Annotated in this window: 10 protein-coding genes; 7 read left to right on the forward strand and 3 right to left on the reverse strand. The window is 47.5% G+C overall.

The window, feature by feature from the left end:
* A complete protein-coding gene (locus HGT70_RS01150) occupies nucleotides 1–1,317 on the forward strand; it encodes a c-type cytochrome (protein ID WP_071433802.1) in 1,317 nt (438 codons plus the stop codon).
* Between the two features lie 52 nt (nucleotides 1,318–1,369).
* Here HGT70_RS01150 and HGT70_RS01155 read toward each other — a convergent pair whose 3' ends face one another.
* Nucleotides 1,370–2,749, reverse strand: a complete 1,380-nt coding sequence (locus tag HGT70_RS01155) for an MFS transporter (protein ID WP_214194672.1) — start codon at nucleotides 2,747–2,749, stop codon at nucleotides 1,370–1,372.
* 170 nt (nucleotides 2,750–2,919) lie between these two features.
* Nucleotides 2,920–3,774, reverse strand: a complete 855-nt coding sequence (locus tag HGT70_RS01160; RefSeq protein WP_071433806.1) for a nucleoside-specific channel-forming protein Tsx — start codon at nucleotides 3,772–3,774, stop codon at nucleotides 2,920–2,922.
* Between the two features lie 369 nt (nucleotides 3,775–4,143).
* Here HGT70_RS01160 and HGT70_RS01165 point away from each other — a divergent pair, with 369 nt between their 5' ends.
* The 5 genes from HGT70_RS01165 to ascB all read left to right on the forward strand — a co-directional run bounded on the left by HGT70_RS01165 (nucleotide 4,144) and on the right by ascB (nucleotide 9,863).
* Complete coding sequence (locus tag HGT70_RS01165) at nucleotides 4,144–4,857, forward strand: PilZ domain-containing protein (protein ID WP_071433808.1); 714 nt, start codon at nucleotides 4,144–4,146, stop codon at nucleotides 4,855–4,857.
* A 96-nt stretch (nucleotides 4,858–4,953) separates the two neighbouring features.
* Complete coding sequence (locus HGT70_RS01170; protein WP_071433810.1) at nucleotides 4,954–5,496, forward strand: GNAT family N-acetyltransferase; 543 nt, start codon at nucleotides 4,954–4,956, stop codon at nucleotides 5,494–5,496.
* A gap of 118 nt (nucleotides 5,497–5,614) precedes the next feature.
* On the forward strand, nucleotides 5,615–6,448 hold the full coding sequence (gene licT / locus HGT70_RS01175) for a BglG family transcription antiterminator LicT (RefSeq protein WP_214194673.1): 834 nt from the start codon (nucleotides 5,615–5,617) through the stop codon (nucleotides 6,446–6,448).
* Nucleotides 6,449–6,566: 118 nt separating this feature from the next.
* On the forward strand, nucleotides 6,567–8,456 hold the full coding sequence (bglF, locus tag HGT70_RS01180) for a PTS beta-glucoside transporter subunit IIABC (RefSeq protein WP_214194674.1): 1,890 nt from the start codon (nucleotides 6,567–6,569) through the stop codon (nucleotides 8,454–8,456).
* A 15-nt stretch (nucleotides 8,457–8,471) separates the two neighbouring features.
* A complete protein-coding gene (ascB, locus tag HGT70_RS01185; protein ID WP_214194675.1) occupies nucleotides 8,472–9,863 on the forward strand; it encodes a 6-phospho-beta-glucosidase in 1,392 nt (463 codons plus the stop codon).
* Between the two features lie 86 nt (nucleotides 9,864–9,949).
* Here the strand turns inward: ascB and HGT70_RS01190 are convergent, their stop codons facing one another.
* Entirely contained in the window at nucleotides 9,950–11,449 is a 1,500-nt protein-coding gene (locus HGT70_RS01190) for an anion permease (RefSeq protein WP_214194676.1), read from the reverse strand.
* Between the two features lie 373 nt (nucleotides 11,450–11,822).
* On the opposite strand from HGT70_RS01190, the gene HGT70_RS01195 reads away from it, so the two are divergent.
* On the forward strand, nucleotides 11,823–14,612 hold the full coding sequence (locus HGT70_RS01195; protein WP_214194677.1) for a flavocytochrome c: 2,790 nt from the start codon (nucleotides 11,823–11,825) through the stop codon (nucleotides 14,610–14,612).
* Nucleotides 14,613–14,628: the final 16 nt, after the last annotated feature.

Consider the following 14,628-nt stretch of genomic DNA (forward strand, 5'->3'; position numbering starts at 1 on the left):
ATGAAAAAGATTTTTTTGACCTTACTTACCGCGTTCGTCTCATTGAGTGCAGTAGCCGAAACGTCCGGCGATTTGGTGAAGCGTGGCGAATACTTGGCGCGTGCAGGGGACTGTGTGGCCTGTCATACCGCTAAGGGAGGTAAACCTTTTGCGGGCGGCTTAGCGATGGCGACTCCGATCGGGACTATCTACAGCACCAACATCACCCCTGATAAACAAACGGGTATTGGCGATTATAGCTACGACGACTTCCAAAAAGCAGTACGTCAAGGGATCGCTAAAACTGGAGATACACTCTACCCAGCAATGCCTTATCCGTCCTATGCGGTAGTGAGCGACGAAGATATGCATGCCCTTTATGCCTACTTTATGCAGGGTGTACCAGCCGTTAATCAGCCGAATAAAGCGACCGATATCCCTTGGCCGCTTTCTATGCGCTGGCCATTGGCTATCTGGCGTAACATGTTCGCGCCGGAAGTGAAAGCTTTTGTCCCGACGGCTCAAGATGATGAGAGTGTAAATCGGGGACGTTACTTGGTGGAAGGTCTCGCTCACTGCGGCGCATGTCATACGCCACGTAGCATTACGATGCAAGAAAAAGTCCTTAATGGCCAAGACAATACCACTTACTTGGCGGGAAGCAGCGCGCCGATCGATGGTTGGACTGCCAGTAATTTACGGGGTGATAATCGTGATGGGTTAGGTCGTTGGAGCCAACAAGACATAGAGCAATTCTTGCGTTATGGGCGTAATGACCAAACCGCTGTATTTGGTGGAATGACCGATGTTGTTGAACACAGCTTACAATATCTTACTGATGCAGATATTACTGCGATTGCGCGTTATCTAAAAACCTTGGCGCCGCAGGATGCTCACCAGCCAGTTTTTAAAGCTGATGATAGTGTTGCGAAAGCGTTATGGAAGGGTGATGACCAAAAAGCGGGCGCAAGCGAATATGTCGATAGCTGTGCAGCCTGCCATAAAACGGATGGTACAGGGTACAAACGTTTCTTCCCGCAGTTAAAAGGTAACCCTGTTATCTTGGCGGAGGACCCGACTTCATTGATCCATATCATCTTAACCGGCGCACGTTTACCAAGCGTTGCGGGTGCGCCTTCGGCGGTTACTATGCCTGCCTTCGGCTGGCGGATGAACGATGAACAAGTCGCGAATCTGGTTAACTTCGTAAGAAGTAGCTGGGGGAATACTCAAGCTTCAACCGTGAGTGCTAGTGACGTTGCCAAAATACGCCAGCAAGACGATGTTAAAGGCCAGTTAGGGAGTAGTAGCATCGACACCCTAGAAAAACGGCAATAATATCTTTCTGCCTGTGAGAAAAGCGGTAATCCTGGTGATTACCGCTTTTTTTTTAGATATGTTCCAGGTCTTTACCGCGGGTAGTCGGACCAAAAATACCGACAGAGACCATGACCATCAGCATGCTGAATACGATAAACATGACGACAGCGCTGCTTCCTGCTGAGGTCAGAATAAAGCCAATCAGTACACTGCTCAGTGCGGTGGAAAGCCGGCTGAAGGAGTAACAGAAACCTACCGCGCGGGCGCGAATCGCGGTGGGGAAAATTTCGGTTTGGTAGGCATGATAACTATAGGTTAGCCAAGCATTGGAATAGGTGATAAGAAAGCCACAAATAATCATCATCCAAGGTTGTTGCGTCAGAGCAAAGCCGGTGCCACAGATAACGGTCATTAGCGAGGCGCCGACAATCTGCCACTTATTTTCTAGCTTATCGGCATACAGCGTACAGAGTAGTGACCCTAGAGGGTAGGCGAGAGTAATAAAAAATGCATACAACAAGCTGTGTGATAGCGAAGCCCCTTTACCGGAAAGCAGCGTCGGCAACCAATTACCAAAGCCAAAAAAGCCGATGGCTTGGAAAAAATTCATCACGACTAACATTAAGGTGCGCTTACGCCATTTCGGCGACCAAATATCACGAAATTGCCCTTTAATACTATGCTGAGCACTTGCTATAGGGAGGGTAGTCACGATAGGGGCACCACAGCGTTTTTCCATATCCATCATTATCTGGTGAGCTGCATCTACCTGGTTTTTTTCCATTAACCAGCGCGGAGATTCCGGTAACCGGCGTCTGACCAGCCAGATCACCATAGAAAATAACGCGCCGATAATAATTACCCATCTCCAGCCCGCTAAGCCGAACCATTGATGGGGGATTAGCCACCATGAGAGAAGTGCCACCGCAGGAACCGAAAGAAACTGGATAAAGAACGCGAAGGCAAAGGCCTTACTTCTCAGGTGCGCCGGAGTCCATTCAGCCAAATAGGTATCGATGGTTACTAACTCGACGCCGAGTCCAATTCCAACGAGAAAGCGGCACAGTAAAATCCCTTCACTACTCTGTTGAAAGGCCATGATTAATGAAAAGAGTCCGTACCACCCTAAGGCAAAGATAAAGGTCAGACGGCGGCCAAAGCGATCAGCAAAGGGAGCAAGTAGGCTAGCACCGACGAAAAGTCCTAGAAAGGTGACCGATGCAAAGGATGCTTGGTCTGAAATACCCAATAGTCCCGCTCGCCCGATATGAAAGATATGATCGGCAACCAATCCACTGCTGATATAACCCGTTTCAAAGAGGTCGAAGAGTTCAAAGAAACCGCCTAGCGCAAGGAGGCTGATAAATAACCATAGTGGTCGATTTGCAGGAAGCGCGTCGATGCGTGCGGCAATAGAGTGTGGGGGAGAAGCATTGTAGTCGTCGATCATTGGCAGGTTCCATCTCAGTCTGTTTGCATAGGCGATTGTTATTTTTTTATAGGCGCAAAGGGACCTTCGCGTTTATCCAGCATAATGCAAGTTAGCCTCAACGGCCTAAGATTTACCTACGTGAATATTAAAAAAGCCACCTAGTGGTGGCTTTGAAGGAGGGAAACAGCTTAGAAACTATAACCGGCGACTAAGTAGTAGCCCCAACCGGTGTTATTCGTGCGTGATCCGCCAAGATCGGCGCTACCTTCCCATTGTCCACCGTTATGGAAATAACGGGCGACAAACGAGTAATGCCAATGCGCGTAGCTTAATGCCAGAATATGACTCGATGCGATCGAGTTTTTAGTTCTCACCGTGCTGTTGTTACCGAGATCTGAACCCCAGTCAAAGTTAGTGAATCCAATGTAGGCAAGGTTTCCGCCCCATAGGGTGGTGATAGGGTACATATATTTCACCTTGAAGCGATAACCATCCCAGCTATCTTCGTTCGTGGCGCCATAGTTTTCCCACTGATATTTCGCATAGACGTTCAAAGATAACGAGAGTTTAGTGCCAGTATCAATGTCAGTCCCTAACCCCATATACCAAGTATTTTGGCGATTTTTATCGTTAGGCCCCATATCGTAGATATAGTTGTTGGCAAAATACCATTGTTTGATGGGACCGATGCTGAGGTCGGTATTTGTTAATTTATCGATAGAGAAGCGTGGCTCGATCTCCATGAATAACGGGGAGCCTTTTCCTTTATCCCAAATACCGACATCGTTTGCGTTCCCCGTACCAAAAAACTTCGGCACATCGACATACCCGTAAAAATCGAACCAATCTTTGTGGGCGAACGCTTCATATTCCAGATAAATATCATTGTTCGGATGAGGGCCGAAACGAGTATGGTAGCTGCCGACGACATTGACGCTTTGGTGCCACCAATCAGAAAGATATTGCGGTGATTCATCGGCCCAAGCAGAGGTTGTCATGGTTGCGGCTAATGTGGTTGCGGCTATCAGTGATTTATATTTCATTATTATTTGCTCATCTAAGAGGTGAAACGCGAAAAAATGAGTTCCAAAAGATCGAAGCAACGGGTGAGGGTGCGCGAGCCTTATTTCTCTGTAGCGATTTTACCCTTAAAAGCTTCGTGATAAGGAACTATAAAAAAATTATAATGTGACGAGTGTCTCATTTTTTAATCAACACACTGAACCTTTTGCCTTTTTTTTACTACAGGTCGAGAGATTAGCCGATGAAACGCTGGACGATAAGGGATACTTATCGATTGTAAGAATAAGCCATGCTAATATTTAAAAAATGGGCGCATAATCTACTGATCAGCAACTATTTTTCGAACGGATGCCCAGCCAAGCGTAGGTTTGCTATAGAGGATGCCATGTATGATGAATTCTGATTCAGAATCGTCTTCCCTTCGTGAAGATAAATTCGAACTAGCATCAATATTGCGAACGTTTCACAAGCAACAACAAAGCTTAGCGTTGACTGCTTTCGACAACGATGTCGAAAATTTTAAATTAATAAGAGTCGAAGGTAGCCGTCTGCGGATCGCGCCGCTCCATGACAACGCCGTTTTGACACCGCAGTTAATGCTGATTGCGGAGGGGAGCGAGGCGAAGATTATCTTCAGTATTACTAATGCCGTAATCGTCGAACAGCAAGGTCAACAACAGTGGCTCGCCGAATTGGTTCCGACCTTCTCTTATATCCAGCGTCGGCTGAATTTACGAGTGCCTGTGCCCTTACGTGAAAAATTTTCAATCGGTATCCATCTTCCGGGACATGTGCAGTTACAGCGGTTTTACGTCGATAATTTCTCGACAGGTGGTGTTGGACTGTTTAGTCGAGGGCTACCTAATCCTGCCTTCAAGAAGGGGGCGGTTTTTAAGAAAGTCGATCTCGATTTGGGTGAATATGGTGAGTATAAAGTTAACGTGGAGGTCATCTCATTGATCCCCGTTGATGAGCCGTCAGCCGACTATCCTGAGTTCACCCATAGGCTTTCCATGCGTTTTTTAAATCTGTCACTGATCACGCAAAGAACCTTTAATAAAATTGCTTATACCTTCGAAGTCAATTTTAACCGTCGACGCTGACCGAACTGTATGAATTTTCTGAATTCTACTGTATTAATTACTCTTAACTCATTTATTTTCTATGCTTAGTGTACGAGAGATATAAAGGGGGTGTTGATGGAGCTTGAAACAGAACATTTGCGTTTACGGCAGTGGCAAACCTCCGATCTGATTCCTTTTCGCGAAATGAATCAAGACCCCGCAGTGATGCGTTTTTTTATGAACCCACTCAGTGCTGAACAGAGTGATGAGTTAGCCAAAACCTTTCGTTTAATTATTCAACGTAAAGGCTGGGGATTCTGGGCGGTAGAATTAAAAGCTACTGCCCAATTTATTGGATTTTGCGGCCTACATGAGCAGCCGAATAAATTTACTTTTTCGCCTTGTGTTGAGATTGGTTGGCGTTTCGCTTCTCCGTTTTGGTCCCGAGGTTTAGCGGCCGAGGCGGCGCAATGCGTTCTTCAGTTCGCCTTCGAAAACCTTAGCTTACAACAAGTTGTCGCATTCACGTCCGTACACAATCATCGGTCAGAACGGCTGATGCAGCGACTCAATATGGTCCGGCAGCGGACATTTCATCATCCCCATATTCCCAAAGAGCACGAACTCGCCGAACACTTGCTGTACGCACTACAGCGCTCTGAATATTTATTGTCCTAACTCAAGGCATTGAGTTAAAAGAACGATTTCTGACGATCTATCTCACGTTTTGCCGATATGGGGCTTGAGGCATAGTGATGACTCTGACAAATTGCCTGAACTAAGGTAAAGGAGTGAGATGAAGATCGTCAAAATTCTGAACAATAACGCCGTTGTTGTTCAGCAAGGCTCAAAGGATGAGCAGATTATTATGGGTCGTGGTATCGCCTTTCAGAAGCGCTGTGGCGACAGCGTCGATCACAGTAAAATTGAGAAGATCTTCGCACGGCAAAATAATCGACTGTTCGATCACTTTGTTGAGTTGATCCAACAGATCCCGCTTAACATCCTACTTACCTGCGATCGGATCGTGACTTATGCACGTGAACAACTGGGGCCTCTACAAGATAGTTTATTTATTTCCCTGGCTGACCACTGCTTTGGAGCCTTAGAGCGTAAACGTAATGGGATAACACTCCATAACCGTTTGCTGTGGGAAACTCAGCACCTTTATCCGAACGAGTATCAAGTTGCTGTCTATGCGTTGAAAATTATTGAACAGCGGCTGGGAGTCTCACTGAAACTTGATGAAGCAGGGTTTATCACGCTTCATTTCGTGACGGCCCAGCTGCAAGGGGATATGCAGGAAGTCACTCAAGTGACCCGATTAATGCAAGAGATGCTGAACCTGGTCAAATATCACTTATGCATTGAGTATGATGATAGAAGCTTACGCTATCAGCGCTTTGTCACCCATTTGAAATTTTTTGCACAACGTTGTTTATCGCATACTCCGCTCAGCAGTGAAGATCACGAGTTCACAGAGGCGATTCGACAACAGTACTCAGTGGCATGGGCCGCGGCAGAGGTAGTGGGTAAGCATCTTACGCAGCATTATCAGCATCCTATTCAATCAGAAGAATTATTATTTCTAACGCTGCATATCGAGAAATTACGTAAAGAAGCGCAGTAAATAACAGGGTTGTTACTACTTTAGGTAGGCAAAACCTGGGTCTCGCCAAATAGGGTGGGGCCCGGGTTTTTTTGTTTTTACAGGGAGTTAAACCATAGATAGCATTATTGGAGGGAAGATGGACTATCAATCACTTGCGAAGAAGATCTTAGTAGGGGTGGGGGGGACTGAGAATATTTGTAGTCTCGTACATTGTGCAACACGTCTACGCTTCAAATTAAAACAGCCAGAACTGGCCGATTCAGAAGCCCTGAAAAGTCTAGAAGACGTTATCGCCGTCATCAATAGTGGCGGCCAATTTCAGGTCGTTATTGGAAATCAAGTCGGCGATGTATGGCAGGCGATTACGGCGATAACGGGACATACTACTAAGACTCAGGGAGAGGCTGGTGGTAGGAAGGAGACACTCTTAGCACGCTTAATCGATATTGTTTCGGGCATTTTCACCCCCTTTATTGGTGTTATGGCTGCGTCGGGTATCATGAAAGGGCTCTTAGCTTTGGCTGTCGCCTGTGGCTGGCTGGCGACAGAGGGGGGAACCTATCAGATTTGGTATGCCGCGAGTGATGCCTTATTTTTCTTCTTTCCGCTCTTTATCGGTTATACCGCAGGCCAAAAGTTTGGTGGCAGTCCGTTTATTACGATGGTGATTGGCGGAGCGCTCACCCACCCGCTAATGATTAAAGCTTTCGAAACGAGCCAAGCCGGTGGCGGATCAGAGACGTTCTTTGGTATCCCAGTGGTCTTTATTAACTACAGCTCATCCGTAATTCCCATTATTTTAGCCTCATGGGTAAGTTGTATGATCGAGAATCGAGTCAGACCACGTCTCCCTCTAGCGGTCAAAAGCTTTTTTACGCCCGTCATTTGTTTAGTCACCGTCGTTCCGCTTACTTTTCTGGCCATCGGGCCGTTGGCAACGTGGTTGAGTCACTTATTAGCTGAAGGATATGAACTGATCTACAATTTCGCACCCTGGTTGGCGGGAGCAGCCCTCGGCGCTGCATGGCAAATCTGCGTTATTTTCGGCCTACACTGGGGGCTTGTGCCGATTACTTTCAATAATCTCGCGGTATTCGGGCAAGATTCAATGTTACCCATGGTCTTACCTGCGGTGCTAGGTCAAGTCGGTGCGGTACTCGGTATTTTCCTTTATAGCAAGGATCCTCGGCAAAAGGCGCTGGCCGGATCGTCATTTTCCGCGGGGATATTCGGTATCACTGAACCTGCAATTTACGGCTTAACTTTACCACTACGTCGGCCCTTCATTATTGGCTGTGTGGCCGGATCGCTAGGGGGAGCTATTGTAGGTTTTTACGCAAGCCATACTTATTCCTTTGGACTCCCCAATATCTTTACCCTTGTACAGATCATTCCTTCATCGGGCATTGATAGCACGGTATGGGGGGCATTTATCGGTAATGCCGTGGCGGTACTTGTTGGTTGCCTAGGAACCTACTGCTGGGGACGTCGTCAACCGCTCGCATCAAACCTTTCAGCGGCTGCTACGCCAATTGTACAGCCCGCGATGGGTCCCGCTGACCTTACTCCACAATCGCTGACAGTCCTCTCCCCGATGATGGGGCAAGTTATAGCGTTGTCCGATATTCCTGATCCTACCTTCGCAGGCGGACTTCTCGGCCAAGGTGTAGGCATCCTTCCGGATAAGGGTGAGGTGCGCGCGCCATTTTCTGGGACCGTCGAATCACTTTTTCTCACCAAACATGCTTTGGGATTACGCAGCGAACAAGGTATCGAGCTCCTTATCCATGTCGGCATCGATACCGTTAAATTAGCTGGGCTGCCCTTCACTGCTCACATTGCTGAAGGCGACAGCTTTACTGCAGGAGATTTACTACTGACATTTGACTGCCAGGCGATTACCGATGCCGGACTCTCTCTCGTTACCCCGATTTTAGTGACGAATAGCGATGAATTCAGCGAGGTTAACTGCCTAGGAGTGGGTGATGTGGCTGAACAACAGCCTTTGATAATGATAAAAGCCTAAGTTAAGGAGATGACAATGAAACAGTTTCCAACCGATTTTCTGTGGGGAGGAGCCATTGCGGCTAACCAAGTAGAAGGTGCTTGGCGAGAGGATGGCAAAGGGATATCAACGTCTGACGTACAGCCACAGGGAATTTTTGGCGAGGTGGATGAACGCAAAACTGACCGTTTTAGCCTTAAAGACATTGCTATCGATTTCTATCACCGCTATCCAGAAGACATTGCGCTATTTAGTGAAATGGGATTTGGTATTCTTCGTGTTTCTATCGCCTGGACGCGAATTTTTCCTAAAGGTGACGAATCCACCCCCTGTGAAGCGGGACTAGCGTATTACGATAAATTATTTGATGAGCTGGCGAAGCATGGTATCAAAGCGATGGTTACCCTATCGCATTATGAAATGCCTTGGCATTTAGTTACCGAGTATGGAGGGTGGTCTAACCGCGAGGTGATCGCCTTCTTCGAACGTTATGCCAAGGTGGTTTTTAAGCGTTATGCTGAAAAAGTAAAGTGGTGGCTAACCTTTAATGAAATTAATATGTCCCTACACGCACCGCTGACGGGTGTGGGGCTACGCGCAGGGTGTCGTGAGAGTGATGTCTACCAAGCGATCCATCATCAACTAGTCGCTAGCGCTCTAGCGGTACGCGCGTGCCACCTGATCATTCCTGATGCGAAGATTGGTAACATGCTGTTGGGAGGTCTCGTTTACCCGCTGAGCTGCCAGCCTAACGATGTGCTGGCCACCTTGCAGGAAAATCGTAAATGGTTATTCTTTGGCGATGTTCAATGCCGGGGGGCCTATCCTGGCTACATGCTACGCTATTTCCGTGATCAGGGTATTGATGTGGTTATCACTGAGGAGGATAAGCATATCCTCAAACAGACCGTCGATTTTATCTCTTTTAGCTACTATATGACGGGTTGCGTAACCGCGGATGAGGCGTTAAATAAACAAAGCCGCGGTAATATATTGAATATGGTTCCTAACCCTCATTTATCAGCTTCCGAGTGGGGGTGGCAAATCGACCCAGTCGGTCTGCGGACACTCTTAAACGTCTTATGGGATCGCTATCAAAAGCCCCTATTTATCGTAGAGAACGGCCTAGGGGCAAAAGATTGTCCAGATGAACAGGGCCAACTCAACGATGATTATCGTATCAATTATATGAACGACCACCTTGTTCAGGTTCGAGAGGCGATCGAGGATGGCGTTGAAGTATTAGGGTATACCTCGTGGGGGCCGATCGATCTGATTAGTGCGTCAAAAGCGGAAATCAGCAAACGCTATGGATTCATCTACGTTGACCGCCATGACGACGGCTCCGGAACGTTGGTCAGAATGAAGAAAAAAAGTTTCTTCTGGTATCAAGACGTGATCCGTACCCAAGGCGCTTGTTTGAAATAATAGCGATAACTGGAACTAAAAGAGGCATCTCAGGATGCCTCTTTTTTCGTCTAACAAGTTATTAATGCCTTACTCTTATCCTAAATTTAAAAAATCATCTTCATCCACGGATAACCGATGAATAGTAGAGCGAGTAAGAAAATCATTCCAAAAATCGAACCTAGCCGCCAATAATCTTTAGTGGGTAGATAACCGCTCCCGTAATAGATAGGACTAGGCCCTGTTCCATAAGGAGTAATGATCCCCATAATACCGAGCGACGTGACCAGCAGCAGGCAGAAAATAGGCATATCGATACCCGGGATAGCGGCACCAATAGTCAATATTGCTGGAAGCAGCGCGGTAGTATGAGCGGTTGAACTGGCAAAAAGATAGTGAAGTAGATAAAACGCTAAAAAGAGCATAACGGTAGCCGCTGTTGGACTAATTCCCGTTAATAAAAGGCCGGCTTCTTGGCCCAACCAGCGGATAAACCCGACCCTTGCTAAACCATCAGCTAACGCGACTAAGGTGGCGAACCAGGCAAAGGTATTCCAAGCCGGTTTATTGCTGGTGATATCGTTCCACGATAGTACGCCGGTCCACAGCATCAAGACGACGACGAGTAATGCAGCCATCGCAGGTTCGATCCATGCGGTAGCGAAAATCCACATCAATAATGCACAGCAGACAAAGCAAAGCAGTAAAATCTCATTACGAGACATCTTGCCCAGTTTTTTCAATTCACTTGCTGCCCATTGCGGAACTTGTTCATTGACCTTCACCTCGGGAGGATAAAGCCAATAGGCAAGTAGTGGCATTGTGATAATCAATAAGATCCCGACCGGTAGAAAAGCTAGAAACCATTTCCCCCACGTGATATCGATACCAACCACGCTTTTTACCAAGGCTAACGCTAATAAATTTGGGGCTAAAGCAGATAGAAACATTGAGCTAGTAATACAGGCTGCGGTGATGGCGACCCACATCAAGTACGAACCAATTCTTCGGGCGCTCGGGTCGTTAGGCTTCGAACCATATAAGGGTGGAAGGTTGGCGATAATAGGGTAAATGGTACCACCACTACGCGCGGTATTGGAGGGGGTGAACGGAGCGAGCAGTAGATCTGCGAATGTAATTGCGTAGCCTAACGTTAAGCTACGGCGTCCTAAAAACTTCACCAATATTAATGCTAGGCGTCGTCCTAAATTTGTCTTGTCATAGCCCGCTGCAAACATGAAGGCCCCGAAGATTAGCCATACAGTCGAGTTACTAAACCCGCTGACAGCCCATTTAAAGGCTTGATTAGCTGTTTTGAAATGAGGATCGGCGAGTTGTTCGGGACTGAATAACAGCCATTGATTGAAGATGGCGACTACCACAATACCGGTTAAGCCGATGACTGCTCCCGGTAAGGGCTCGAAGATTAATCCGACAATGACTGCGGCGAAGATAGCAAAGAAGTGCCACGCATGAGGAGATAAACCGTCAGGAACTGGGGTGACTAATAGTAATAATGCGACAAGAGCGGGAAGGAGAAAAATAATTACTTTTTTAATATTTCCCGATAGGGGGGGAGAAACGGTTTGTCCATTGCCCTTATTCATGAATAATCACTCAATAATGTATCGATGGAGGAGAAATACAGTCAAAATTATCCCCACTATCATCAATTTTCTGCTCGGTGGGATGTTGATTTCTATCAAGAGATAAAAGAGTGCTTTCACGCTTCCAATAAAGTTTATGTATTTTTTGATCCTAAACAAATTTCATGGTTTTTTATATAAATGATTTAAAAATCACTCGGTTAAATATTTGTTTGTTGTATTTTAAATTTGTGTTTAATTTATTTATAACAGGTGTTTATTTATCTATTTATTACGGTTTTTTGATCTAGGCGAAGGGGAAGGAAAATAGGATCGGCTTATAGTGGTCGTTATAAATACCGTTAGCTATGCAATGATAGCCTCTGGAGCGCCAATGGAACGTACACCTGTTTTTAATACCGCATTAAGCTTTACCCGAGGAAAAACCGTAAAGAATAGACTTCTTATGGCCCCGATGACGACCTGTAGTGGTTTTCACGATGGTAGCGTACCGCAAGATTTGGTTGATTATTATGGGCAACGCGCGCAGGGCTTAGGAGCCGTTATTGTTGAATGCTGTTTTATTGATCCACTCGGTCCAGCTTTTCCAGGAGCACTGGGTATTGATAACGATAAAAAAATCCCCGGTTTAGCGCGGGTGGCGAAGGCGATTAAGCAGCAAGGCGCATTGGCTATCTTACAGATCTATCATGGTGGGCGGATGGTCGAACCCGAGTTAATCGGGGGAAGAACGCCAGTTGCCCCCAGCGCCGTTGCGGCGGCGCGTGAGGGGGCAACCATCCCCCGTGCATTGAACTTGGGGGAAATCGATGCGCTGATTACCAAATTTGGCGATGCCGTGAATCGGGCAATCAAGGCCGGGTTTGATGGTGTAGAGATCCATGGCGCCAATACTTACTTACTTCAACAGTTTTATTCCCCTCACTCTAATCGTCGTGACGATCAGTGGGGCGGCGATAGAGAAAAACGTAGCCGTTTCCCCCTCGCGGTGCTCGATATTGCTCATCAAATAGCGGAGCGAGCCGAAGCCTCAGATTTTATTATTGGCTATCGTTTCTCACCGGAGGAGATAGAAAAACCGGGTATTACCTTTGGCGATAGCCTCTATTTGCTAGAAAAACTGGCTGAGCGAGGGCTGGATTATGTGCACTTCTCATTAGGCCATTGGTCGCGATCGTCGATTGTTGATCTTGAGGATCCTACGCCATTGATCGCGCGGTATCGTCAGGCTATTTCCTCAGGATCGTCGCTGGCTCAGGTGCCGGTGATCGGCGTAGGTGGAATAGTGAATAGAGCTGACGTCGAGAATGCTCTAAGAGCAGGTTACGATCTGCTAGCCGTGGGTAAAGCTTGTATCGTCTATCCCGATTGGTGGCAGCGTCTGAATGCAGGAGAAAACCTGAGTCTTGAGATGGCGAGTACGCAGCGGCAAGCGCTCTGTATCCCTGAACCGCTGTGGCACTTCTCACTCGTCGATGCGATGATCCGTGATGAACAGAGCGCAGGTAAGAAATTTAAAGCCGGGATCTATCACGAAAAAGTCGAGGCCGAGGCGCTAAAACTAAATATCGACGTACAGCTTGATACTGATCGTATTACGGACATTAGACTCCAGCCGGATAGCTGCCTTGATGTCGATTTCACACAGACCTTTGAGCAGCTGCGTACCCGTATGTTGGTCGCTAACAGTCCGTATGTCGACGCTATTGCGGGCGCGACGACGCAAAGTGAAGCGCTGAAAAAAGCGGTGTCACGTGCTTTGTCTACCTCATCTAAGCATTGGGCACAGGATAGTGGCGTCGATCCAGCTAGTTTAGAAAACTACGATGTGATTGTTATCGGGAGTGGTGGTGCAGGACTTGCCGCGGCGATTAACGCCCATGACTTGGGGGCGAAAGTAGTTATCGTCGAGCGGATGCCCACGATCGGAGGCAATACCCTTAAAGCATCAGTAGGAATGAACGCGGCCCAGACGACCTATCAGCGTGCGAAAGGAATTGAGGATACTAAAGCCTGTTTCTATGAAGAGACACTTCGCGGGGGGAAATACAAGAATAACCCAGATTTGCTGCAGCAGTTTGTCGAGAGAGCACCCGCTGCAATTGACTGGCTCGCTAAGCAGCAGATTATTTTGAGTGATATTACTATCACGGGGGGGATGAGTATTGACCGTACTCATCGGCCAGCAGACCGTTCTGCGGTCGGCGGTTTTCTGATCAGTGGGTTAGTCAAAAACCTTAACCAGCGTAATATCGATGTGCTACTTGATACCAAAGCGGAAAGCATCGAATACCAAGACGACACCGTTATCGGGCTAACTGTGGTCGATGAATATGGCGAACGTCGGGTATTACGGGCTAAAGCCATTATTGTCGCCACCGGCGGGTTTAGCGCGAATACAAAAATGGTGGAACATTATCGTCCGGAACTTACGGGGTTTGTGACGACTAACCATAAAGGCGCAACGGGAAGTGGTATCACTTTATTACAGGCTCTGGGTGCCGAGACGGTTGATATGGCAGAAATCCAAATTCACCCTACGGTTGAACAGCGCAGTGCCTACCTAATCTCCGAATCGATTCGTGGAGGCGGGGCGATATTGGTGTCACAAGCCGGCGAACGATTCTGCAATGAAATGGATACCCGCGATAAGGTCTCTGCACAGATCATTGCTCTAGCGGAGAAGAGTGCGTGGATCATCTTCGATGAGCAAGTCCGATCGCAAAATAAAGCGGCCGACGAATACCTCGCGAAAGGATTCGTGGTCCAAGGCAAAGATGCCCCGGATCTTGCTAAAAAGACCGGCATGGATCCCGATGTATTAGCGCATACCCTCGCGATATTTAACCAAGCGGTACGCCAACAGCAGGATCCGCAATTTGGACGAACCACGGCTTTACGCCACCCCCTGGAGAATGCGCCTTTCTACGCGATTAATATTGCGCCTGGCGTGCATCATACGATGGGCGGTGTTGCCATCTCCACCCAAGCACAGGTACTTGATACCCAACATCGACCCATAACCGGGTTATGGGCAGCGGGTGAAGTAGTGGGCGGGATCCATGGCGCGAACCGTATTGGTGGGAACGCGGTGGCGGATATCATTATTTTTGGTTTACTGGCGGGCGAACAGGCGGCTAACTGGGTCAAAACGAATATATAACGATCAGGAGAGCGAT

It is taken from the genome of Rosenbergiella collisarenosi (genome assembly GCF_018494085.1).
Classification (GTDB): Bacteria; Pseudomonadota; Gammaproteobacteria; order Enterobacterales; family Enterobacteriaceae; genus Rosenbergiella; species Rosenbergiella collisarenosi.

Coding starts and splice junctions, on each gene's coding strand:
- ascB (WP_214194675.1), top strand. CDS start 8,472: ATGAAACAGTTTCCAACCGATTTTCTGTGGGGAGGAGCCATTGCGGCT.
- bglF (WP_214194674.1), top strand. CDS start 6,567: ATGGACTATCAATCACTTGCGAAGAAGATCTTAGTAGGGGTGGGGGGG.
- HGT70_RS01150 (WP_071433802.1), top strand. CDS start 1: ATGAAAAAGATTTTTTTGACCTTACTTACCGCGTTCGTCTCATTGAGT.
- HGT70_RS01165 (WP_071433808.1), top strand. CDS start 4,144: ATGATGAATTCTGATTCAGAATCGTCTTCCCTTCGTGAAGATAAATTC.
- HGT70_RS01195 (WP_214194677.1), top strand. CDS start 11,823: ATGGAACGTACACCTGTTTTTAATACCGCATTAAGCTTTACCCGAGGA.
- HGT70_RS01155 (WP_214194672.1), bottom strand. CDS start 2,749: ATGATCGACGACTACAATGCTTCTCCCCCACACTCTATTGCCGCACGC.
- HGT70_RS01190 (WP_214194676.1), bottom strand. CDS start 11,449: ATGAATAAGGGCAATGGACAAACCGTTTCTCCCCCCCTATCGGGAAAT.
- HGT70_RS01170 (WP_071433810.1), top strand. CDS start 4,954: ATGGAGCTTGAAACAGAACATTTGCGTTTACGGCAGTGGCAAACCTCC.
- licT (WP_214194673.1), top strand. CDS start 5,615: ATGAAGATCGTCAAAATTCTGAACAATAACGCCGTTGTTGTTCAGCAA.
- HGT70_RS01160 (WP_071433806.1), bottom strand. CDS start 3,774: ATGAAATATAAATCACTGATAGCCGCAACCACATTAGCCGCAACCATG.